This window comes from Pseudomonas sp. RG1, assembly GCF_025910115.1.
Taxonomy (GTDB): Bacteria; Pseudomonadota; Gammaproteobacteria; order Pseudomonadales; family Pseudomonadaceae; genus Aquipseudomonas; species Aquipseudomonas atacamensis.
Genome location: NZ_JAPCIK010000050.1, coordinates 22,680 through 43,817, shown reverse-complemented (window position 1 = coordinate 43,817; position 21,138 = coordinate 22,680). Strand labels below are relative to the sequence as shown.

21 protein-coding genes are annotated in these 21,138 nt (G+C 60.8%); 9 read left to right on the top strand and 12 right to left on the bottom strand.

Annotation, left to right across the window (positions count from 1 at the left end; genetic code table 11):
• Window positions 1–144: 144 nt before the first annotated feature.
• From ppa to OK411_RS24720, 8 genes are all read right to left on the bottom strand, one after another.
• Complete coding sequence (gene ppa, locus OK411_RS24755) at window positions 145–672, bottom strand: inorganic diphosphatase (protein ID WP_003205933.1); 528 nt, start codon at window positions 670–672, stop codon at window positions 145–147.
• A 112-nt stretch (window positions 673–784) separates the two neighbouring features.
• Window positions 785–1,597 carry a zinc-dependent peptidase gene (locus tag OK411_RS24750; protein ID WP_016773000.1) on the bottom strand — a complete coding sequence of 271 codons (813 nt, stop codon included), beginning with the start codon at window positions 1,595–1,597 and terminating at the stop codon, window positions 785–787.
• A gap of 4 nt (window positions 1,598–1,601) precedes the next feature.
• The gene (locus OK411_RS24745; RefSeq protein WP_016773001.1) at window positions 1,602–2,252 is read right to left on the bottom strand and encodes a DedA family protein; all 651 of its coding nucleotides are present in this window, start codon (window positions 2,250–2,252) and stop codon (window positions 1,602–1,604) included.
• Window positions 2,253–2,480: 228 nt separating this feature from the next.
• Window positions 2,481–2,942: a GNAT family N-acetyltransferase gene (locus tag OK411_RS24740; protein ID WP_016773002.1), complete on the bottom strand. Its 462-nt coding sequence runs from the start codon at window positions 2,940–2,942 to the stop codon at window positions 2,481–2,483.
• Between the two features lie 115 nt (window positions 2,943–3,057).
• On the bottom strand, window positions 3,058–3,882 hold the full coding sequence (eutC, locus tag OK411_RS24735; protein WP_264365823.1) for an ethanolamine ammonia-lyase subunit EutC: 825 nt from the start codon (window positions 3,880–3,882) through the stop codon (window positions 3,058–3,060).
• Window positions 3,883–3,887: 5 nt separating this feature from the next.
• A complete protein-coding gene (locus OK411_RS24730) occupies window positions 3,888–5,282 on the bottom strand; it encodes an ethanolamine ammonia-lyase subunit EutB (protein ID WP_264365822.1) in 1,395 nt (464 codons plus the stop codon).
• 52 nt (window positions 5,283–5,334) lie between these two features.
• Window positions 5,335–6,786, bottom strand: coding sequence for an ethanolamine permease (gene eat, locus OK411_RS24725; RefSeq protein WP_264365821.1), 1,452 nt, complete (start codon window positions 6,784–6,786; stop codon window positions 5,335–5,337).
• A 193-nt stretch (window positions 6,787–6,979) separates the two neighbouring features.
• A complete protein-coding gene (locus tag OK411_RS24720; RefSeq protein ID WP_024014465.1) occupies window positions 6,980–8,500 on the bottom strand; it encodes an aldehyde dehydrogenase family protein in 1,521 nt (506 codons plus the stop codon).
• Window positions 8,501–8,802: 302 nt separating this feature from the next.
• Between OK411_RS24720 and OK411_RS24715 the strand changes: the two genes are divergently transcribed.
• From OK411_RS24715 to OK411_RS24700, 4 genes are all read left to right on the top strand, one after another.
• Complete coding sequence (locus OK411_RS24715) at window positions 8,803–10,713, top strand: sigma-54-dependent Fis family transcriptional regulator (RefSeq protein WP_264365820.1); 1,911 nt, start codon at window positions 8,803–8,805, stop codon at window positions 10,711–10,713.
• A 198-nt stretch (window positions 10,714–10,911) separates the two neighbouring features.
• Entirely contained in the window at window positions 10,912–12,261 is a 1,350-nt protein-coding gene (gene mpl / locus OK411_RS24710; RefSeq protein ID WP_016773007.1) for a UDP-N-acetylmuramate:L-alanyl-gamma-D-glutamyl-meso-diaminopimelate ligase, read from the top strand.
• Window positions 12,258–12,905 carry a flavin prenyltransferase UbiX gene (ubiX, locus tag OK411_RS24705; RefSeq protein WP_071173708.1) on the top strand — a complete coding sequence of 216 codons (648 nt, stop codon included), beginning with the start codon at window positions 12,258–12,260 and terminating at the stop codon, window positions 12,903–12,905. Before mpl ends, ubiX begins: the two co-directional genes overlap by 4 nt.
• Window positions 12,898–13,182 carry a YceK/YidQ family lipoprotein gene (locus OK411_RS24700; RefSeq protein ID WP_125918232.1) on the top strand — a complete coding sequence of 95 codons (285 nt, stop codon included), beginning with the start codon at window positions 12,898–12,900 and terminating at the stop codon, window positions 13,180–13,182. The genes ubiX and OK411_RS24700 overlap by 8 nt, the downstream gene beginning before the upstream one ends.
• 130 nt (window positions 13,183–13,312) lie before the next feature.
• On the opposite strand, the gene OK411_RS24695 is transcribed toward OK411_RS24700, so the two are convergent.
• From OK411_RS24695 to OK411_RS24685, 3 genes are all read right to left on the bottom strand, one after another.
• Window positions 13,313–13,954, bottom strand: coding sequence for an oxidoreductase (locus OK411_RS24695; RefSeq protein WP_016773010.1), 642 nt, complete (start codon window positions 13,952–13,954; stop codon window positions 13,313–13,315).
• Window positions 13,955–13,981: 27 nt separating this feature from the next.
• Window positions 13,982–15,709: a C13 family peptidase gene (locus tag OK411_RS24690; protein WP_264365819.1), complete on the bottom strand. Its 1,728-nt coding sequence runs from the start codon at window positions 15,707–15,709 to the stop codon at window positions 13,982–13,984.
• 102 nt (window positions 15,710–15,811) lie between these two features.
• Complete coding sequence (locus tag OK411_RS24685; RefSeq protein ID WP_016773011.1) at window positions 15,812–16,267, bottom strand: MaoC family dehydratase; 456 nt, start codon at window positions 16,265–16,267, stop codon at window positions 15,812–15,814.
• Window positions 16,268–16,461: 194 nt separating this feature from the next.
• On the opposite strand from OK411_RS24685, the gene OK411_RS24680 reads away from it, so the two are divergent.
• The 5 genes from OK411_RS24680 (at window position 16,462) to OK411_RS24660 (ending at window position 19,102) form a co-directional block, all read left to right on the top strand.
• A complete protein-coding gene (locus OK411_RS24680; protein WP_016773012.1) occupies window positions 16,462–16,824 on the top strand; it encodes a CidA/LrgA family protein in 363 nt (120 codons plus the stop codon).
• Complete coding sequence (locus OK411_RS24675; protein WP_016773013.1) at window positions 16,824–17,540, top strand: LrgB family protein; 717 nt, start codon at window positions 16,824–16,826, stop codon at window positions 17,538–17,540. The genes OK411_RS24680 and OK411_RS24675 overlap by 1 nt, the downstream gene beginning before the upstream one ends.
• Before the next feature lie 10 nt (window positions 17,541–17,550).
• Entirely contained in the window at window positions 17,551–18,141 is a 591-nt protein-coding gene (locus OK411_RS24670; protein ID WP_016773014.1) for an LON peptidase substrate-binding domain-containing protein, read from the top strand.
• Between the two features lie 112 nt (window positions 18,142–18,253).
• Window positions 18,254–18,469, top strand: coding sequence for a hypothetical protein (locus tag OK411_RS24665; RefSeq protein ID WP_016773015.1), 216 nt, complete (start codon window positions 18,254–18,256; stop codon window positions 18,467–18,469).
• 72 nt (window positions 18,470–18,541) lie between these two features.
• On the top strand, window positions 18,542–19,102 hold the full coding sequence (locus OK411_RS24660) for a hypothetical protein (protein ID WP_264365818.1): 561 nt from the start codon (window positions 18,542–18,544) through the stop codon (window positions 19,100–19,102).
• Between the two features lie 55 nt (window positions 19,103–19,157).
• On the opposite strand, the gene OK411_RS24655 is transcribed toward OK411_RS24660, so the two are convergent.
• Window positions 19,158–21,113, bottom strand: coding sequence for a hypothetical protein (locus tag OK411_RS24655; RefSeq protein WP_264365817.1), 1,956 nt, complete (start codon window positions 21,111–21,113; stop codon window positions 19,158–19,160).
• Window positions 21,114–21,138 lie beyond the last annotated feature (25 nt).

The following is a 21,138-nucleotide window of genomic DNA, read 5'->3' as shown; positions in this document are numbered from 1 at the left end:
CCCTCTCCCGGAGGGAGAGGGGGCCAACCAAGGTGTATTTCGAGTTACATCGACCAGAACAACCGAGTCGATTATGCAGACGCCAATAACAAAAAACCCCGGAAATCCGGGGTTTTTTTCAAGCGTCACGCAAGGCGCAATGGCTTAGCCCTTGTAGGCGGCAACCGACTTGGTGATCGCTTCGCGGGCGGCGTCTGCGCCGGCCCAGCCTTCGATCTTGACCCACTTGCCCTTCTCGAGATCCTTGTAGTTCGCGAAGAAGTGCTCGATCTGCTGGATCAGCAGGGGTGGCAGGTCGGTGTATTCCTTCACGTCGACGTACAGCTGCGACAGCTTGTCGTGTGGCACGGCGATGACTTTGGCATCGCCGCCGCCGTCGTCGGTCATGTTCAGGATGCCGACTGGGCGCGCGCGGATCACCGAGCCTGGCGCTACCGGGTAAGGGGTCACGACCAGTACGTCGAGGGGATCACCGTCGTCAGCCAGGGTGTTCGGGATGTAACCGTAGTTGGCCGGGTAGAACATTGGGGTGGCCATGAAACGGTCAACGAACAGGCAATCGCTGTCTTTGTCGATTTCGTATTTGATCGGCGCGTGGTTGGCCGGGATCTCGATCGCGACGTAGATGTCGTTCGGCAGGTCTTTGCCAGCCGGAATCTTGCTGTAGCTCATTGGGCGTTGCCCCCGTAGTTGACCAAAAACACTTGGCCGGATTGACCAAAAAGTGGCGGCGATTATAGGCACATTCCTACGCCGACGCCACGTACCAGAAGTCGTGCAGAGCTTAGTCGTGCGCCTGATAGACCGGGTCTGTGGCCTGAAGTTGCCGCAGTCTGCCCAACGGATCCTGCCGGTAGAAAAGCTGCAGTTGCAAGTAGACCTGTGGATAAGCCTCGTGGAGCAGATCCGGGGCGCTGAAGAAGTATTCGCTGGTGACTGCGAAGAACTCCGCCGGGTTCTCGGCGGCGTAGGGATCAATGGCGGTTTCGGCGTCGGGATCGTGGTCGAGCTGGCGGTTGAGGTCGTCGTAGGCGGCCTGCATCACTTCGGCCCAGTCGCTGACGCGCATGTCGGTGTGCAGTGGCGGCAGGCCGTTGGCGTCGCCGTTGAGCATATCGAGCTTGTGCGCCAGTTCGTGGATCACCAGGTTGTAGCCTTCCCAGCCACCGCTGGCCTGTACGCCGGGCCAGGCGAGAATCACCGGCCCCTGCTGCCAGGCCTCACCGCTGTGTTCGCCGTCCCACTCATGCTCGACGCCGCTGGCATCGCGATGACGTTGCGGGCTGAGGAAGTCATCCGGGTACAGCACGATCTCGTGGAAACCCTGATACCAGTTCAGATCACCGAGATGCAGCAACGGCAACTGCGCTTGGGCGGCGAGCAGCAGGCGTTGTTCCTGATGCAGTTCGACGCCGGGCAGGGCGGTCAGGTGTTTGTCGTCGAGAAACAGCACACACGCTTCACGCAACCACTGGTCTTCAGCAGCGCTGATGCCATCGAGGAAGGAGAGTTGATGGCGCACCCGTTGCCACAGGTCGTCGGCAATCGGGTGCCTGGCCAGGAGGCGCCGGCGTCGCCAGGCGCTCAGTGACCACATCGGATCAGTGCGATTGCACTTTGGTGCCGCCGAACCGGCTGCGCACCACGCCGATGATCATCGGCACCAGCGACAGCAGGATGATTGCCACCACCAGCAGAGAGAGGTTTTTCTTGATGAACGGCACGTTGCCGAAGAAGTAACCCAAGGTGACCAGACCGCCAACCCAGAGGATGGTGCCGAGCACGCTGAAGCCGAAGAAACGCGGGTACGGCATCCGCGCCACGCCCGCGACGAACGGCGCGAAGGTGCGGATGATCGGCAGGAAACGCGCCATGGTCACGGTCTTGCCGCCGTGCTTGTCGTAGAAGTCGTGGGTTTTTTGCAGGTAGTCGCGACGGAAGATTTTCGAGTTCGGGTTGCTGAACAGCTTCTCCCCGGCCGTGCGTCCGATCACGTAGTTGGTACTGTCGCCCATGATCGCCGCCAGCATCAGCAGGCCACCGAGCAGCACCGGATCCATGCCGCCGCCGGCCGCCACTGCGCCTGCGATGAACAGCAGCGAGTCACCCGGCAGGAACGGCATCACCACCAGACCGGTTTCACAGAAGATCACCAGAAACAGGATGGCGTAGATCCATGGCCCATAGTTGTTCACCAGCAAATCGAGATACACATCGAGATGCAGGATAAGGTCGAGCGGGTTGAAATCCATGGGGGCACCTGTATGACGGCCCGACTCGGCAGGCCTGTGCGGATGACTTCGTGTAAGCCTACAGCGGGGTGTAGTTTTTCTTACAAGCCGGAAAGATCGGGATTATACGGTCTGAGCGATGAAAAGCGCGTCGGTTTTGTAGCGGGGAGTGTCGCGAAGTGAGCAATTGTCAGGGAAGGGGTGGCCGTGGCGAGGGAGCGAACTCCCTCATCACCGAAGCCGTTGGAGTCAGAGCTCGTCGCTGATTGGCAGTACGTAGTTCTTGAACTCGGTGTCTTCCTTGAAGCCGATTGATTCGTAGGTTTTCTGCGCCACTTCGTTGTTTGCGCTGGTCGATACGCGCATGCGCACGGCCTGGGTTTCCTTGGCCATTTTCTTCGCAGTGCGGATCAGGTTGTCGGCGACCAGTTGCCGGCGCGCATCTTCGGCAACGTAGATATCGTTGAGAATCCACACGCGTTTGAGCGACAGCGACGAAAAGCTCGGATAGAGCTGGCAGAAGCCCATGAGTTTCTTGTCGTCATCGTCGGCCAGGGCCAGATAGATCACCGACTCTTTGCGGCGCAGGCGCTTCTCGAGGAACGCGCGGGAGGAATCCGGGTAAGGCAGGGAGCCGTAGAACTCGCGATATTTGACGAACAAAGGAGTCAGCAAATCCAGATGTTCGAGGGTCGCTTGAATAATCCGCATGATAGGTCTCGTCTTCAAGTGGCTGTCTTCAACTGCTCTGACGGCGATGGGAAACCCGGGCGGCCGTGCGTCGATCCTGCCTGAAAGCAGCGCAGAAAGGCAATGCGGAAACGGTTCAGGCTGGCGGTGGATCGAGCAGGAAGTTGCCTTTCATGTCGACAGCGTCGTCCGCCTCCAATGTGTGCAACTGAGCTTCATCCTTCAGGTTGACCCCCGACAGCTGGCGCCGACACGCCTCGCGCATCAGATACAGCAAGCGATGCGCCGCCATGCCGTAGCTCAAACCTTCAAGCCGAACATTGGAAATGCAGTTGCGATAGGCGTCGGTCAGGCCGACCTTTGGCGCGTAGGTGAAATACAGCCCGAGGCTGTCCGGCGAACTCAAACCCGGGCGCTCGCCGATCAGCATCACCACCATTTTCGCCCCGAGCAGCTGGCCGATCTCGTCACCGATGGCGACGCGGCCCTGTTCCACCAGCACCACCGGCGCCACGGACCAGCCGTCGCCGCTCATCTGTTCTTCCAGGCGCGTCAGGAACGGTAGGGTGTGGCGGTGCACCGCCAGCGCCGACAGGCCATCCGCGACGACAAGCACCAGATCGACGCCGCCCGGGTGTTGGCTGGCGTCGTCGCGCAAGGTCTGCGCCGCTTCATCGCTGAGCTTGCGCCCCAGGTCCGGGCGTTGCAGATAGGTGTGTCGGTCCGGCGCGGCGCTTTGCAGCGCCAGGGTTTCCCGCCCGCGCTCGCTCAGTTGTGCGCTGATTTCGCTGTGATCGAAGGCCAGGTGCACAGCATCGCGGGCCTGGGCGTGGGCAAACTGAAAATCCAGCTGCGCCCGCGTCGGCAGACTGGTGCCGGTGCGGCCCAAGGCAATGCGTGCCGGGGTCAGGCGGCGCAGTTCCAGCCACGGGTTTTGCGGATCGACCGGAGGTTTTTCCATAAGACTCATCCCAAGTGCGCCAAGGCCTGGCGGAAGGCCGGCGGCAGGTTGTTGCCGAAGCGAACCTTGCCGTCCGCCTGGGTGAAGATGCCCATGTTGGCCAGCCATTGCTCGAACTCTGGCGCCGGTTTCAGGCCCAGGGTCTGGCGGGCGTACAAAGCGTCGTGAAACGAAGTGGTCTGGTAATTGAGCATGATGTCGTCGGAGCCGGGGATGCCCATGATGAAGTTGATCCCGGCGACGCCGAGCAACGTCAGCAGGGTGTCCATGTCGTCCTGATCGGCTTCGGCGTGGTTGGTGTAGCAGATGTCGCAGCCCATCGGCACGCCGAGCAACTTGCCGCAGAAGTGGTCTTCGAGGCCGGCGCGGATGATCTGCTTGCCGTTGTAGAGGTATTCCGGGCCGATAAATCCTACGACGGTGTTCACCAGGAACGGCTTGAAATGTCGCGCCACGGCGTAGGCCCTTGTCTCGCAAGTCTGTTGATCGATGCCGTGGTGGGCGTTGGCCGACAGCGCGCTGCCCTGACCGGTTTCGAAATACATCAGGTTCTGCCCGAGGGTGCCGCGCTTGAGGCTGAGCCCGGCGTCGTAGCCTTCCTGCAATACATTGAGGTTGATACCGAAACTGGCGTTGGCCGCCTCAGTGCCGGCAATCGACTGGAACACCAGATCCAGCGGCACGCCACGGTTGATCGCCTCGATCGAAGTGGTGACGTGGGTCAGCACGCAGGCCTGGGTCGGGATGTCGTAGCGCTGGATGATCGCGTCGAGCATTTCCAGCATTGCGCAGATCGAAGCGATGCTGTCGGTGGCCGGGTTGACCCCGATCATTGCGTCACCGTTGCCGTAGAGCAGGCCGTCGAGAATGCTCGCGGCGATGCCGGACGGCTCGTCGGTCGGGTGGTTAGGTTGCAGGCGGGTCGACAGGCGCCCGGGTAAACCGAGGGTGCCGCGAAATTGGGTGACCACGCGGATTTTCTGCGCGACCAGCACCAGATCCTGCACGCGCATGATTTTCGACACGGCGGCGACCATTTCCGGGGTCAGGCCGGGAGCGAGGGCGCGCAGGCTGGTTTCGTCCGCCGCATCACTGAGCAGCCAGTCGCGAAAGCCGCCAACGGTGAGGTGGCTGACCACGGCGAAGGCTTGCTTGTCGTGGGTGTCGATGATCAGCCGAGTGACTTCATCGGCTTCGTAGGGAATCAGCGCTTCTTGCAGGAATTGGGTGAGCGGGATGTCCGCCAGGGCCATTTGCGCGGCCACCCGTTCGCCGTCGTTGAGCGCGGCGATCTCGGCGAGAAAATCCCCCGAGCGGGCGGGGCTGGCCTTGGCCATGACGTCTTTGAGGCTGTCGAAGCGGTAAGTCTGCGCGCCGACCGTGTGAGCAAAACTGGCCATTCAGCGTTCTCCGTGACGGCGCAGAATGCCTCTGCGCCGTGGTTTTCGACAATCAGTGCAAGGCTTGTTCAGCTTTTTGAATCGCCGCGAATTCTTCTTCCGGCGTGCCCGCTACCAAGTGATGCCGACTGTAGAAAGCAAAGTAAGCAATTAACACTCCATAGATGATCGCCGCGCCGATCACCACCCGTGGATCGACGAGGAAGCCCGCCACCACGGCGATGCACGCCAATACCAGCGCCACACCCGAGGTGAAAATGCCACCCGGCGTGCGGTACGGCCGGTCCATTTTGGGGCGACGGATGCGCAGGGTGATGTGCGCGGCCATCATCAGCACATAGGAAATGGTAGCGCCGAACACCGCGACCAGAATCAGCAGGTCGCCCTGGCCGGTCAGCGACAGACCAAAGCCGATGATGCCGGGAATCACCAGGGCCAGCACCGGCGCCTTGCTTTTGTTGGTCTGCGACAGTTTGCGCGGCAGGTAACCGGCCCGCGACAGCGCGAAGATCTGCCGCGAGTAGGCGTAGATGATCGAGAAGAAACTGGCGATCAGTCCCGCCAAGCCGACGAGATTGACGAAGCTGCCCATCCACGTCGAGCCACCGTAGGCCTTGCTCAGTGCTTCGACCAGCGGGTTACCCGACGTCAGCAGCGAATTCGCACCGGCGCCGCCGGGACCGACGATCAGAATCAGCAGGGCAAACATCAGCAGCACCAGCATCGCCCCGATCAGGCCACGCGGCAGGTCGCGCTTGGGGTTTTTGGTTTCTTCGGCGGCCAATGGCACGCCTTCAACGGCAAGGAAAAACCAGATCGCATAGGGAATTGCCGCCCATACGCCGACATAGCCGAACGGCAGAAACGCACTGGCGCCGACCGCAGTGGTCACCGGGATGTCGAGCAGGTTGGCGACGTCGAAGTGCGGCACCATCACCACCAGAAACACCCCCAGCGCCAGCGCGGCGACGGCGGTGATGATGAACATCAGCTTGAGCGCTTCGCCGACCCCGAAAATATGGATGGCGATGAAGATGATGTAGAACGCCAGATAAATCATCCAGCTGCCAATACCGAACAGCGACTCGCAATACGCACCGATGAACACCGCGATGGCAGCGGGGGCGATGGCGTACTCGATGAGGATCGCGGTGCCGGTGAGAAACCCGCCCCACGGTCCGAAAGCACTGCGGGCGAATCCGTAGCCGCCGCCAGCGGTGGGAATCATCGAGGACAATTCGGCCAGGGAAAAGCACATGCACAGGTACATGGTCGCCATCAGCAGCGTGGCCAGAAACATACCGCCCCAGCCACCCTGGGCGAGGCCGAAATTCCAGCCGGCGTAGTCGCCGGAAATCACATAAGCGACGCCGAGGCCCACCAGCAGCACCCAGCCGGCGGCGCCTTTTTTCAGTTCGCGTTGTTGGAAATAATCGGTGCCGACTTTTTCGAAGTCGACGGAGGAGCCGGTCGCCGGAGCGCCGGCCGGGGATTCGCTTGGCATAGGGTTCACCATTTTTATTGTTTTATTGGCCCGGCTACAGCCAGGCCATTGGGTTGAATGGCACAACGCTTTCGCGAGCAGGCTCGCTCCCACAGGGGGTTGCGTACGACCATGAATCACCTGTGGGAGCGAGCCTGCTCGCGAAGACACTCCAGAGGGCGAAGCAGGAAACACCTGCCTCACCCCGTCTGGATCAGAAGAATCCCAACGGATTGATGTCGTAGCTCACCAGCAGGTTCTTGGTCTGCTGGTAATGGTCGAGCATCATTTTGTGGGTTTCACGCCCGACGCCGGACTTCTTGTAACCGCCGAACGCGGCATGCGCCGGATAGAGGTGGTAGCAGTTGGTCCATACGCGACCGGCCTTGATCGCCCGGCCCATGCGGTAGGCGCGGTTGATGTCGCGGGTCCACAGGCCGGCGCCGAGACCGAACTCGGTGTCGTTGGCAATCGCCAGGGCTTCGGCTTCGTCCTTGAAAGTGGTGATGCTCACCACCGGGCCGAAGATTTCTTCCTGGAACACGCGCATCTTGTTGGTGCCCTTGAGCAGGGTCGGCTGGATGTAATAACCGGTGGCCAGGCTGCCCTCGAGTTTTTCCACCTTGCCGCCGGTGAGCAGTTCCGCGCCTTCGCCCTTGGCGATTTCCAGGTACGAGAGGATCTTGTCGAATTGCTGCTCCGACGCCTGAGCGCCGACCATGGTATCGGTGTCCAGCGGGTCGCCACGTTTGATCTGGCTGACTTTCTTCATCACGGCCTGCATGAATTCGTCGTAGATCGACTCCTGTACCAGTGCGCGGGAAGGGCAGGTGCACACTTCGCCCTGGTTGAAGAACGCCAGTACCAGGCCTTCGGCGGCTTTTTCGATGAAGCTCGGCTCGGCCTGCATGATGTCTTCGAAGAAGATGTTCGGCGACTTGCCGCCCAGTTCCACGGTGGATGGGATGATGTTTTCCGCCGCGCATTTCATGATGTGCGAGCCGACCGGGGTCGAGCCGGTGAAGGCAATTTTGGCGATGCGCTTGCTGGTCGCCAGCGCTTCGCCGGCTTCTTTGCCGAAGCCTTGCACGACGTTGAGCACGCCCGGCGGCAGCAGGTCGCCGATCAGTTCCATCAGCACGCAGATGCCCAGCGGGGTTTGCTCGGCAGGTTTGAGTACCACGCAGTTACCGGCGGCCAGCGCTGGCGCGAGTTTCCACGCGGCCATCAGCAGCGGGAAGTTCCACGGAATGATCTGGCCGACCACGCCCAGCGGTTCATGAATGTGGTAGGCCACGGTGTTGCCGTCGATTTCCGCAGCGCTGCCTTCCTGAGCGCGCAGGCAACCGGCGAAATAACGGAAATGGTCAGCGGCCAGGGGGATGTCGGCGTTGAGGGTTTCGCGGATGGCTTTGCCGTTGTCCCAGGTTTCGGTGATCGCCAGCAGTTCGAGGTTTTCTTCGATGCGGTCGGCGATTTTCAGCAGGATCAGCGAGCGCGCCTGCACCGAAGTGGCACCCCACGCATCGGCGGCGGCGTGGGCAGCGTCCAGCGCCTTGTCGATGTCTTCGGCGGTGGAGCGGGGGAATTCGGCAATTGGCTGGCCATTGACTGGCGAGGTATTGGTGAAGTACTGACCTTTGACCGGCGCGACGAACTCGCCGCCGATGTAGTTGCCGTACTTGCTCTTGAACGAGACTTTGGCGCCGTCAGTACCGGGGTGGGCGTAACGCATGATGATGTTCTCCTTGGCTTTGTACTTATTAGAGAAACGCGCAAGTGCGCTTGCTATAAGCGTAGAGCAAGGCTCGGGCCACTGCCGTGCAGGTCAGGCAAATCAAGGGCTTGGCCAGTTTGTCTCGGACGAATGGAGTGGCGCTGTGACGGTTTCGGTACAGCACGGGTGACAGTTTGTACCGCTTGCGGCACAGCCCGTGACCGGGCGGTCTTGCCAGCATTGCATTGCCGGAGCCGCTGGAGGATGCTGGGCGTCACCTCATGCTTTGGGCCATCGCGCCCCGGGGAGAACAATAAGAAATGCACGACAACCATTTGAGTCGCCATGCCCGCCAGGTTCTCACCGTCACCCAGGGCAAACCGCGCCTGCACGGCCCCGGCGCCGATCCATCGATCGCCCGTTCGTGGCTGCGTTGCCTTGAGGACTATCACCTCGATCCTTCTGTGACCATGGCGCCGACCGTGCTTGAGCATGGCCGGGTGCTGGAAAGTCGCGAACGTCTGCAACAAGTGCTGCAAATTGCCGGCACCGAGATGAGCAGCCTGCATCAGCAACTCTCCGGCGCCGGCCATGCGGTGCTGCTGACTGACGCGCGCGGTGTGATCCTCAATTGCGTCACCGCGCCGGCCGAACGGAAGATTTTCGAGCGCGCCGGGCTCTGGCTCGGCGCTGACTGGAGCGAAGCCTGCGAAGGCACCAACGGCATCGGTACCTGCCTGGTCGAGCGTCAGGCGCTGACCATTCACCAGGACGAACACTTCCGCGGCCGCCACACCGGGCTGACCTGTTCGGCGAGCCCGGTGTTCGATCCCCATGGTGAGTTGCTGGCGGTGCTCGATGTGTCTTCGGCGCGGCCGGACGTCTCGCGGCAGAGCCAGTTCCACACCATGGCGCTGGTCAACCTGTCGGCGAAGATGATCGAGAGCTGCTACTTCCTGCGCTGTTTCGACAATCAGTGGTTGCTGCGTTTCCATCTGCAGGCCGAGTCCGTCGGCCTGTTCAGCGAAGGGCTGCTGGCGTTTGACGGCGAAGGGCGGATCAGCGCAGTCAACCAGAGTGCGCTGAACCTGCTCGGGCATATTCGCGGTGGTTTGCTCGGTAAACCGGTGGAAGCGTTTTTCGATTGTTCGCTGGATGACCTGCTTGGTCGCGCGAGTGCCAACGCCAGCGCCAGTTGGCCGCTGCGCACCCGTGATGGCCGGCATCTGTTCGCGGTGTTGCGCGGCGAATCGCGCAAGCCGACAGCCATTGTTCCAGCGCCAATCACTGCTCCAGCGCCACGCCTGTCCGGCATCTGCCTCGGCGATGAAGCGTTGCAGGCGGAATTTCGCAAAGCCCTGCGCGTGTTCGAGCGCGACGTGCCGCTGTTGATCAACGGCGAAACCGGCTCGGGCAAGGAGGCGTTCGCCAAGGCTGTGCACCAGGCCAGCCAGCGCTGCGGCAATGCCTTCGTCGCACTCAATTGCGCGGCCATTCCGGAAAGCCTGATCGAGAGCGAACTGTTCGGCTATCGCGGCGGCAGCTTCACCGGCGCGCGCAAGGACGGCATGCGCGGCAAGCTGCAACAGGCCGATGGCGGCACCTTGTTCCTCGACGAAATCGGCGACATGCCACTGGCGTTGCAGACGCGCTTGCTGCGTGTGCTGGAAGATCGGCAAGTGGTGCCGATTGGCGGCGAGCCGCAAGCGGTAGACGTGCGCATCATCAGTGCGACGCACCGCAATTTGCTCGAACGAGTCGAGGACGGCAGTTTCCGTGAAGACCTGTATTACCGCTTGAACGGGCTGGAAGTGGCGTTGCCGGCGTTGCGCGAGCGAAGTGATAAATCGCAGTTGCTGGATTTTCTCCTGGCGGAGGAGGCGGGAGGCGAAACGATTCTGATCGACGAAGCGGCGCGGCAAGCGTTGTTGGCATTCAACTGGCCGGGCAATGTGCGGCAGTTGCGCAATGTCCTGCGCACGCTGGCGGCGTTGTGTGATGGCGGGCGGGTCGGCGTTGAGGATTTGCCGGTGATGATTCGGCAGGCGCGGCCGGCGGTGGTGGCGGCGCAGATTGTCGCGCAGCCATTGGACGACGCCGAGCGTGTCGCATTGCTCAATGCGCTTGAGCAGACGCGCTGGCATATGACCCATACCGCTGAACAGTTGGGCGTCAGCCGCAATACGCTGTACAGAAAGCTTCGCAAGCACGGCATCGCCCGCTCTGCCTGACCGACCTGATCGTTCCCACGCTCCGCGTGGTAACGCCTCCCCGGACGCTCCGCGTCCGCTTTGGGACGCAGAGCGTCCCGTGCTGCATTCCCACGCAGAGCGTGGGAACGATCAGGTCGAACAGGCCCGCCCCTCAGCTAAAGAGTGCCATTTCCCCCTCCCTACGCTAACCTGCGGCCATGTTTTACGAGGTCGACTATGCACATTCATATTCTGGGTATCTGCGGGACTTTCATGGGCTCGATGGCGGTGTTGGCCAAAGAGCTGGGCCATCACGTCACCGGCTCCGACGCCAACGTCTATCCGCCGATGAGCACGCAGCTCGAGGCCCAGGGCATTCAGCTGACGCAGGGTTATGACCCGGCACAGCTCGATCCGGCGCCGGATCTAGTGGTGATCGGTAATGCCATGTCCCGTGGCAACCCGGCGGTGGAATATGTGCTGAACAAAGGCCTGCCGTACGTCTCCGGCCCGCAGTGGCTGGCCGATCACGTGCTGCAAGGGCGCTGGGTGCTGGCCGTGGCCGGTACGCACGGCAAGACCACCACAAGCAGCATGCTCGCCTGGGTGCTGGAGCATGCCGGCATGAGCCCGGGTTTCCTCATCGGCGGCGTGCCGCAGAATTTCTCGGTGTCGGCGCGTCTGGGCGGCACGCCGTTTTTTGTGATCGAGGCTGACGAATACGACAGCGCCTTCTTCGACAAGCGCTCGAAATTCGTCCACTACCGTCCACGCACAGCCATCCTTAACAACCTTGAATTCGATCACGCCGACATCTTCCCCGATCTGCCAGCGATCGAACGTCAGTTCCACCACTTGGTGCGCACCATTCCGAGCGAAGGTCTGGTCATCCACCCGACCACCGAGCCAGCGTTGCAGCGCGTGATCGAGATGGGTTGCTGGACCCCGGTGCAAACCACCGGCGCCGGCGGTCAGTGGCAGGTCAAGCTGCTCAGCGAGGACGGCTCGGCGTTCGAAGTGATGTTCGAAGGCGTGTCCCAGGGCACCGTCGAGTGGGAATTGACCGGTCAACACAACGTCGCCAACGCCTTGGCTGCTCTGGCCGCAGCGCGTCACGTTGGCGTGGTGCCGTCGATGGGCATCGCCGGGTTGAGCGCGTTCAAGAACGTCAAACGACGCATGGAGAAAGTCGCCGAGGTGCGCGGCATCACCATTTACGACGACTTCGCTCACCACCCGACCGCCATCGCCACCACGCTTGATGGCCTGCGCAAACGCATCGGCGACGCGCCACTGATTGCGATCATCGAGCCGCGCTCCAATTCGATGAAGCTCGGCGCCCACCGTGACGGTCTGCCGGACAGCGTGGTCGATGCCGATCAGGTGATCTGGTACGCCCCGGCCAACCTCGGCTGGGACCTCGGCGCCACCGCAGCGTTATGCACCGTGCCGTCGATCGTCAGCGATTCCCTGGAAGGCATCATCGAACGCGTGAAGAGCCAGGCGCAGCCCGGTACTCACGTGGTGATCATGAGTAACGGCGGCTTCGGCGGCCTGCACGGCAAGCTCGCCGAGGCACTGCAATGAACAGTTTTTCCCAGGCCGGCGGCCCGGAACGCATCACCCTGGCGATGACCGGCGCCTCGGGCGCGCAGTACGGTTTGCGCCTGCTCGATTGCCTGGTGCGCGAGGATCGCGAAGTGCACTTCCTGATCTCCAAGGCCGCGCAACTGGTAATGGCCACCGAGACCGACGTGTCGCTGCCGAACAAACCGCAGATGATGCAGGCCTTTCTGACCGAATATACCGGCGCCGCTGCCGGGCAGATTCGCGTGTATGGCAAGGAAGACTGGATGTCGCCGGTGGCTTCGGGTTCCGGCGCGCCGGCAGCCATGGTGGTGGTGCCGTGCTCGACCGGCACGCTGTCGGCAATTGCCACCGGCGCCTGCAACAACCTGATCGAACGCGCGGCGGACGTCACCCTGAAAGAGCGCCGTCAGTTGATTCTGGTGCCGCGTGAGGCGCCGTACTCGAGCATTCATCTGGAGCACATGCTCAAGCTGTCGAATCTGGGCGTGACGATTCTGCCGGCCTCGCCGGGCTTCTATCACCAGCCGCAGACCATCGATGACCTGATCGACTTCGTTGTGGCGCGGATTCTCAACTTGCTCGGCATCCCGCAGGACATGCTGCCGCGTTGGGGCGAGCATCACCTGAGCAGCGATGAATAAGCTGCTGGTGCTCGTGCTGACGCTGCAATTGGCTGGATGCGCTACCGTGCGCACGCTGGATGCGGCCAAACCCGGCGCACCGGTGGTGTACGCCGGGACGCGCCTGGATTTGTATGCGTTGAATGGCGGCTGCTGCGCGATGGACCGGTTCGGTGCCGAGGCGCCGAGCTATCCGGGAGTGGACCTGCCGGCCAGTGCGCTGCTCGATACGCTGTTGTTGCCGTTGTCGTTGCTCACCGTGATTGGCGTGGGCTTTCAAGCGACTGGTGGATTGTAGCGACTGATCGTTCCCACGCTCTGCGTGGTAACGCATCCTGTGACGCTCCGCGTCACGCTTTTTAGGACGCAGAGCGTCCATGGCTGCATTCCCACGCAGAGCGTGGGAACGATCATCATGGGCGGATGGATTATTTGCCGAGCTTGCGCAGTTCATCCGACTCGATCACCCGCACCCCATCCTGTTCTTCCAGCGCCAGGCGCCACATCGCTCGCGCCAACTGGCACGCTTCGATGCCGTGGTATTTGCCCGGAATCAGCTTCGACAACGGCCCGGCCAGTTGCTCGACCAGACGCGGTTCGGTGCGTTCGCCAAGCAACAGCGAAGGTCGGCAAATGGTCAGCTGCGGCCAGTTCTGCGCGCGCAGCGCCTGTTCCATTTCACCCTTGACCCGGTTGTAGAACACCGAGGAATTCGGATCGGCGCCAATCGCACTGATCACGATCAGGTGCCGCGCGCCCATCTCCCGCGCGCGCTTGGCAAACGCCACGACCATGTCCAGATCCACTGCGCGAAAGGCTTCTTCGGAGCCGGCCTGTTTGATCGTGGTACCGAGGCAGCAGTAGGCGATATCGACCCGGCCACTGAGCTGCGGCAGAAACGCCTGCGGGTCACCGACCGGGTTTTCCAGATGCGGATGCTCGGCCAGCGGCCGGCGTGAAGGGGCGAGGACACGGGTAATCGTTGGCTCGTTGAGCAAACGGTCGAGCAGATGTTCACCGGTCAGTCCGGTGGCTCCGGCAAGCAATACGTGCTGAGGCGTCAAGTACATAGTGTCTCTCCCTTGATACTGTTCAGCTTAGTTGCCTTTTTTCGCTGCGTCGTTCAATGCGCTGCTGTGCAAAGCTTTGCGTGCTTGCTGTTTTCGTAGCAGTTGCCAGTGCGACAGCACGGTTTTCGGCGCCCAGATCTGCGGCTCCGAGGCTTCGAAGCCGTCGGCCAGCTCACGTTCGGCGACGGTGGCCTTGGCCAGTTTGAATGCCTGCTCAAGGTCGTCGGTCTGGTTCAGTGCCTGGGCAAACAGCGCATCGCCGAAATAAGTGAAGTTGGCTTCTTCCGAGCAACCGAACGACACCCGATCGGCGCGCGAGGCAGTCATGATCAGCGTGCGTTCGTCTTTCAGCGCCGGGATGAAGCCGCCGGAATAGCACGAAGAAATCACGATGACCTTGTCGCGATGCTTCAGCGGCGCGAGCACGGCGGCGAGCTCATCGGCGGGCAGGTCGGCCAGTTCCATGCGCGGCTGATCGAGCACCAGTTCATGCTCGGCGGTGCCATGGCTGGTCAGATAAATGAACAGCAGATCTTCCGGCCCGCTGCGTTCGGCGAGGGTTTGCGCGGCGCGGCGCAGGTTTTCCCGGGTGGCCATCGGCCGGTCGCCGAGATGATCGCGATGATTGACCAGACGAATCTGGCCGAAAGCGCCGAAGCGCGTGTTGAGCATGTTGGCGACGTAGTCGGATTCACGCAGGAACACGCTTTGCTTGCCGTCGCCGCCGAGGGTCAGTGTGTACAACTCGACTGCCGGAGTCGAAGCGGGGATCGCCGCCAGTGCCTCGTCGAGCAGACGACCCTGGGCGAGCAAACCGAGTTCGAGAGTGTCGGGCAGCAACTTGCCGTCGGCGTCGCGCACGCGTTGGCCGTTGATCCAGGTGCCGCTGAGCACGCTGCCATCGGTCAGCACCAGCGTGCCGCGTCCTGAATAGCTGTCGTTGTCGAAGCCGCCGATGTAGAAGCTGCCATCGGCCAGGTTCAAACGGCCCTGGCCGGTAAAACGCCAGTCATTGAACACACCGATGTAATGGCTGCCATCCGCGCCGATCAATTCGCCCTTGCCGGTCAGCGCGCCTTCCTTGAACTGGCCGAGCCAGACGTCGCCGTCGGCGTTCTCGTAGCGGCCCTTGCCGTGCAGTTGATTGTTCTTGAAACCGCCGACGTAGATATCGCCGTCGGCGCTGTTGTAGGTGCCGTTGCCTTCCAGTTGGCCGTTGACGAAATGCCCGCTGAACGAATTGCCGCTGGCATCGCCGCGCTGGCCTTCGCCGTTGGGTTTGCCGTGGGCGAACTGGCCTTGATAGGAGCTGCCGTCGTCCATTTCCAGACGGCCGAGGCCGGAATACTGGTCAGCCTTGAACTCGCCGCGATAGGTCATGCCGTTTTCTTTCAGCGTGCCTTCGCCATCGCGCCGGCCCTGCTTGAAGCCACCGGTGTAACTGCTGGCATTGGTGCTCAGGCTGCCCTGACCATCAAACAGCCCTTGCTGGAACTGGCCGCGATAGACCTCGCCGTTGCTGCCATGCCATTCGCCCTGCCCGTGCCACTGACCCTTGTCGAACTCTCCGGCGTACCAACTGCCGTTGGGATAGTCGACGCGGCCCTGACCTTGCAGCAAGCCGTCGACCAGTTCACCGCGATAGCGACCGCCATCGGGCAGGCGCGCATCCGGCGGCAACAGCGATTCGCCGTCGCCGCAAGCGGTGAGCATCAGGGTCAGGGCAAGGGGTGCAAGTCGAGCGATTGAGCGCATAGCGGGATCCGGGCAATTAGGCGACCGAGTATGCCGCAGCTATGCGTCGCATATATACAGACGTGACGCGAAACAGCGTGCGCTGCTTCGCATCCGGGATGATCAGACGAAGCAGAGTGACAGCGGCTCGGCGATGTAGGCCGGTTTGTCCGAGCCTTCTATCTCCAGTGTCGCGGTAGCCTTGAGCAACCACTGGCCGGGTTTTTTCTCGGTGACTTCGACCATGTCGACCTTCAGTCGGACTTTCGAGTTGACCTTGACCGGCTGGATGAAACGCACGCTGTCCAGGCCATAGTTGACGACCATCTTCACGCCTTCGGGCAGCACGAGGATGTCTTCCATCAGTTTCGGCATCAGCGACAGCGACAGGAAACCATGGGCAATCGTGCTGCCAAACGGCGTTTGCGCAGCCTTGACCGGATCGACGTGAATGAACTGAAAATCACCGGTGGCTTCGGCGAACAGGTTGATGCGCTCCTGATCGATGGTGAGCCATTCGGAACGTCCAAGTTCCTTGCCGACATAATCTTTGAGCTCTGCAACGGGAACATAGGGCATTGAGACTCTCCTTGGGTTCATCGGTTTTATAGTTTTTCAGGGGGCGGATTTGACCGGCCTGCGAACCACTGTAGATCATCATGGCGATTTGCTCAGGTCAACCGACCATGCTTTTGGCGAATGCCGGTCCATAGCGCTGGCATGCTTATAATGCCGAGCCCCTGCTGGCTGAAAATGTAAGACGGAGATGTCGGATGTTGTTACGTGGCCTGACCCTGCTGGTGCTGTTCCAATTGCTTGGCACCGCGCTCAATCACTTGCTGTTGCCGATATTGCCGGGGCCGATCATCGGGCTGCTGCTGTTGCTGGTGTTCCTGATCATTCGCGGTGAAGTCGGCGAGCCGTTGAATCAGGCAGCGGGCAGTCTGCTGCGTTATCTGCCGTTGCTGCTGGTGCCACCGGCGGTGGGCGTGATGGTGTATGCCACGGCGATTGCTGCGGATTTCTGGGCGATTGTCGGCGCGCTGGTGGTCTCGCTGATCCTGTCGATGGCCTTTGCCGGCGTGCTCATGCAGCGGCTGGTCAAACGTCACGCGCCGCCGGCGGAGGAGTCCTGATGCTGTTTGACTGGCAAGGCGCGTGGGCGTCGGTGATTCATCATCCGCTGTTCGGCATCGGCATCACCCTCGGCGCCTATCAACTGGTGCTGGCGGCGTTCGAGAAAACCCGCTGGATCTTTCTGCAACCGGTGCTGGTCTCCATGTTGTTGGTGATCGGTGTGCTGGTCGGCTGCGGCCTGACCTACGCGGAGTACCGCAAGAGCACCGAGATCCTCAGCATTCTGCTGGGGCCGGCCACGGTGGCGCTGGCGGTGCCGCTGTATTTGAATCTGCGGCGCATTCGCCAATTGTTCTGGCCGATTTTTACTACGCTGGTGATAGGCGGGGTGGTCGCAACGGGCATGGGCGTGGCGCTGGGCTGGTGGTTCGGTGCCGATCACATGATCCTGATGACCATGGCGCCGAAATCGGTGACCTCGCCGATCGCCATGCTGGTCGCCGAGCAGATCGGCGGCGTGGCGGCGCTGGCCGCGGTGTTCGTGCTGATCACCGGGGTGATTGGCGCGATCTTCGGCCCGGCGCTGCTGACCCGCCTCGGCGTGCACAGCCCCGAAGCGCGCGGCATGGCGCTGGGCATGACCGCGCATGCGGTCGGCACGGCGGTGGCGATGCAGGAAAACGATGAGTGCGGCGCGTTCGCCGCGCTGGCAATGAGTCTGATGGGCGTGGCCACGGCGGTGTTCCTGCCGTTGGCGGTGTCGATGGTGGTGTAAGGATATGTCAATGAGTCTGCCGCTTTTCCCGCTGAACACGGTGCTGTTCCCCGGCTGCAACCTCGATCTGCAGATCTTCGAGGCGCGCTACCTCGACATGATCGGCCGCTGCATGAAGCAGGGCGTCGGTTTCGGTGTGGTGTGCATCCTTGAGGGCAGCGAAGTCGGTGTGGCACCAGAAGGTTTCGCAATGGTCGGTTGCGAGGCGCGGATCACCGATTTCGAGCAACAGGACAACGGCTTGCTCGGCATTCGCGTGCAAGGCGGACGGCGCTTCACTGTGCTGCGCACCGAAGTGCAGCGCGATCAACTGATTCTGGCCGACGTCGAGTGGCTCGATGACGAGCCCGAGCAACCGTTGCAGGACGAGGACGCCGACCTGGTCGCGCTGCTCAAGGCGCTGGCCGAACACCCGATGGTCGAGGCGTTGAACATGGGCACCGAAGCCGCCGGGCAACAGGCGCTGGCCAATCAGCTTGCCTATCTGTTGCCTTTTGCCGAAGAGGACAAGATCGATCTGCTGCAACTCGACGACCCACAGCAACGGCTGGATGCGATCCAGGCATTACTCGATGAACTGCAGGGCGAACTGTTCGCCTAGTTTCACTTTGAATCAACTCAAGCTGCCTGCCAGTATTGTTTCGCTTTTGTCTTTGTCTTAATTTCAAGTTGCTCGCAGGATGCGAACAACTTGAAAACAACAAGGATAAATCATGACTTTATATGAAGATGAACGGGCATTCTGGGACGATATTGCTGGCAAGTATATCTTGAAGCATGCCGGTACTGATCATAACGTTGGCCACGTCATTGAGGCGGCAGCGATTTATGCGGATCGCATGGTAATGGCCCGGCGGAAACGAAAAACCGAAAACATTCCGGATGGCGATGTTCTGCGGATGTCGGCAACAGCCACAGTCGCTATCTGATCCTTTTCCTTTTTCAACTTTTCTGTCGCTGTCTTGAACATGACAGCAGAGTGTTTACCAATGGGTAGTTCTATGTCTTTGGCAAAAGTAAACAATGAAAGCTTCAGTGCCAATCTTTATCTGGACGGTCTTCCGGTAGTTCTTAATCAGCAACGCCTGCAACAGACCCTGCGCCACAAGCGCATAACTCAAGGCGAAAAACTCGATGCTGAAGTGGGGTTGGCCGACTCGCGGACATCCGCCCTTGTCACCCTGGCTGACAATGAGGACGATGCTCCGTTGCTGTTGAAGTTTGTTCCTGAAGGTAACTGTTACGCAATTCAAGTGATACATCCGGGCGTGTTTGACGGTGCGCGATTATTCATCGAAGACAAGACACATAATTTGCTGGTCAGCACCAGCGCTCCGGCACAACTCTATTCAATCAGTACCTACGGCGTGGCCAAGGCTTCTTTAAGCAATATCGCATCCGGCCCGGCTTATATCGAATTGAACAGCGAGCCGAAAGATAAGCCGCTGTATCGTCAGGTAAGCGATGGCATGAGCAAATTCCTCGACGCGAACCCCAACGGGACAGGGCATAACGCCTTCAATCCAAAACCCGCAAGGTTTGTGATCAGCGTGCTCAAATAGCGCAACGCCGCAATTGAAGGACAGACGCCATTCGTTATCGAATGGCGTCTGGATTTCACGGCCGATGATGTTCAGCAACGGGCCAGACTATATCGTTGGAGCATGTTTTCCTGCCCTTGGGCAACCTCACTATGGGGCCCTTGGAGGCAGCTACGCGATCGATCAACTGATCGTATGAATTGTTGTGATTGCCCCCAGCCCAAGTGTGCTCCTCGATATCCGCGGCATCGCCTCCGGCCTTCCTGTAAATATCCTCGACTCTTGCCGCCCGACTCAGGTCCGAGCGCACCAGCCATATCCGCTCGGCACTGATGCCTCGCGTGGGCATGGAAATACGTCCTTCGTGGCTGTCGCCATCAAAATCCCTGTTGTTCAGGTAAAGGTTTTCCACCCTTGGGACCACTTCGATGCCGCGGGTGTCGATGACATACAGGAAACCATGTGTCTGTTTGCGTCGCAGCAACGGGTAATCGCGCGAATTATCCATTTCAAATGAGGTGTCTGACTCTTCACCCGAACTGTGTCGATTTCCGCTGGATGAGTCACTGTCGGAAAAATGTCCCGGATAGCGATTGGCCTGGCTGTTGTAGTGCCGAGGGTTGGAGTAGTAATCAAAACCCAGGTATTGAATGCCGTTGCCCAATGAAAACGTCGAGCTGAAGGCATGCCGGGTTGTCGAGTCGGAAGGGTTGCCCCGCAACTTCACCAAACGTTTGTCCCGCGCCAGTTCGAAGGGGGTGCGCAAATCGGCGCGGAACATTGCCGGGATATCCGTACGGTAAAGATAATCATGCTTGTTGCGCATGTAGCCGGCATGTTCCAGATAGCTTTGCAGAAAGTCTGCTTCGTAACGCTGTTGGACAGGCGGCAAGTCACCCTCGATGCTTTCACCTTCTTGCCGCAGTCTGAGACTGATGGGGCCAAGCTCTTCGGCAATCTGTTCGAAGCGTTTGGCATCCTGCACATTTCGGGTCAGGCTTTTGTGCTGTTCGGCCCATGCGGGAAAGCCGTTTTCCATGTCCGGACGCAAGCGTTTTTGTTGGGCGGTGCTGAGATTGTAGGTGCGCAAAAGCTCGGCGCACTCACTGCGAGTCTTTTGCGGGTGGGACCATTTCATGGAATCCAGAAGGAATTTGTAGTGACTTTTGATATCTCTGCGTCTTGCCCAGCCCGGCGGGCCCCCGATGGCCTCGGCCTCGGTACGAAAGGCAAGAATTTCTGCGCCGCGCAGGCTGTACACATCCCATAGTTCGCCATCGGTCCAGTGCGCCAGCTTCAGCGGCAAGGCGGCATCCGCGCGTGCTTCGTTCGGGTCTGCCTTGATCAGGCGGCCGTATTTGCCCTTGAATGCGAAGCCGACATTCAGCCGAGTATTCACTTGCCCTTCATAGGGATTTTCCGCCCATTCGTGTACCGCGTAATAACCTCGTTCGTTCGGCACCGGCTCGGAACGCGGCTTGGCCAACTCATACAGGGTGTAGCGGTCGGGCGGGTACTCTTCGATGGGCTTGTTCAAACTCCACAAATCAGTGTCCGCGACTCGATAAACAGGCGGTCCCGATGGCGTCCGTTCACTGGGCAATCTGGCGCGCCAGGCTTTGATCAGATCGTGGTACGCCACCATCACCGTCTGCCCTGCGGCCGATCCGTCGTCGTTGGCGATGTCTGCGAACTTGCGCCCCTTGTATTCTTTCAGGCCGTCTGCATCCGGGCGTAGAGTCCCGTCGATGTCTTGCAGGTAAGGCTCCAGCGGCGACATGGCAGACCGCTGAGTAGGCCTCAGCGCATCAAGGATCCGGCTCACCGTTATCACGGGTTCCGGGCTGGCGTGACTGCCGTGAGGACCGCGGGCGAGAATGTCCGGCGATGTGAGCGAGCCGTCCGGCCTGACGCGGCCAGGCAAGCGTGCATCAAGATCGATGGGAAGATCCAGGCTGATCGGGCGGGAGGTCGAGGTGCCCGGCGTTTCCGGTGTCGGTAATGGGCGAAGTGTCCCGGGTTTCTGGCGCATAAAGGTCATTCCATGTAGTGAACCC

Excerpts from the sequence above, each read along its gene's own strand:
- OK411_RS24665 (WP_016773015.1), top strand. The coding sequence starts at position 18,254 with ATGACTTTATATGAAGATGAACGGGCATTCTGGGACGATATTGCTGGC.
- OK411_RS24745 (WP_016773001.1), bottom strand. The coding sequence starts at position 2,252 with ATGGATTTCAACCCGCTCGACCTTATCCTGCATCTCGATGTGTATCTC.
- OK411_RS24750 (WP_016773000.1), bottom strand. The coding sequence starts at position 1,597 with ATGTGGTCACTGAGCGCCTGGCGACGCCGGCGCCTCCTGGCCAGGCAC.
- eat (WP_264365821.1), bottom strand. The coding sequence starts at position 6,786 with ATGCCAAGCGAATCCCCGGCCGGCGCTCCGGCGACCGGCTCCTCCGTC.
- OK411_RS24730 (WP_264365822.1), bottom strand. The coding sequence starts at position 5,282 with ATGGCCAGTTTTGCTCACACGGTCGGCGCGCAGACTTACCGCTTCGAC.
- OK411_RS24680 (WP_016773012.1), top strand. The coding sequence starts at position 16,462 with ATGTTGTTACGTGGCCTGACCCTGCTGGTGCTGTTCCAATTGCTTGGC.
- mpl (WP_016773007.1), top strand. The coding sequence starts at position 10,912 with ATGCACATTCATATTCTGGGTATCTGCGGGACTTTCATGGGCTCGATG.
- eutC (WP_264365823.1), bottom strand. The coding sequence starts at position 3,882 with ATGGAAAAACCTCCGGTCGATCCGCAAAACCCGTGGCTGGAACTGCGC.
- OK411_RS24685 (WP_016773011.1), bottom strand. The coding sequence starts at position 16,267 with ATGCCCTATGTTCCCGTTGCAGAGCTCAAAGATTATGTCGGCAAGGAA.
- OK411_RS24715 (WP_264365820.1), top strand. The coding sequence starts at position 8,803 with ATGCACGACAACCATTTGAGTCGCCATGCCCGCCAGGTTCTCACCGTC.
- OK411_RS24700 (WP_125918232.1), top strand. The coding sequence starts at position 12,898 with ATGAATAAGCTGCTGGTGCTCGTGCTGACGCTGCAATTGGCTGGATGC.
- OK411_RS24695 (WP_016773010.1), bottom strand. The coding sequence starts at position 13,954 with ATGTACTTGACGCCTCAGCACGTATTGCTTGCCGGAGCCACCGGACTG.
- OK411_RS24675 (WP_016773013.1), top strand. The coding sequence starts at position 16,824 with ATGCTGTTTGACTGGCAAGGCGCGTGGGCGTCGGTGATTCATCATCCG.
- OK411_RS24690 (WP_264365819.1), bottom strand. The coding sequence starts at position 15,709 with ATGCGCTCAATCGCTCGACTTGCACCCCTTGCCCTGACCCTGATGCTC.
- OK411_RS24720 (WP_024014465.1), bottom strand. The coding sequence starts at position 8,500 with ATGCGTTACGCCCACCCCGGTACTGACGGCGCCAAAGTCTCGTTCAAG.
- OK411_RS24670 (WP_016773014.1), top strand. The coding sequence starts at position 17,551 with ATGAGTCTGCCGCTTTTCCCGCTGAACACGGTGCTGTTCCCCGGCTGC.
- OK411_RS24740 (WP_016773002.1), bottom strand. The coding sequence starts at position 2,942 with ATGCGGATTATTCAAGCGACCCTCGAACATCTGGATTTGCTGACTCCT.
- OK411_RS24660 (WP_264365818.1), top strand. The coding sequence starts at position 18,542 with ATGTCTTTGGCAAAAGTAAACAATGAAAGCTTCAGTGCCAATCTTTAT.
- ppa (WP_003205933.1), bottom strand. The coding sequence starts at position 672 with ATGAGCTACAGCAAGATTCCGGCTGGCAAAGACCTGCCGAACGACATC.
- OK411_RS24655 (WP_264365817.1), bottom strand. The coding sequence starts at position 21,113 with ATGCGCCAGAAACCCGGGACACTTCGCCCATTACCGACACCGGAAACG.
- ubiX (WP_071173708.1), top strand. The coding sequence starts at position 12,258 with ATGAACAGTTTTTCCCAGGCCGGCGGCCCGGAACGCATCACCCTGGCG.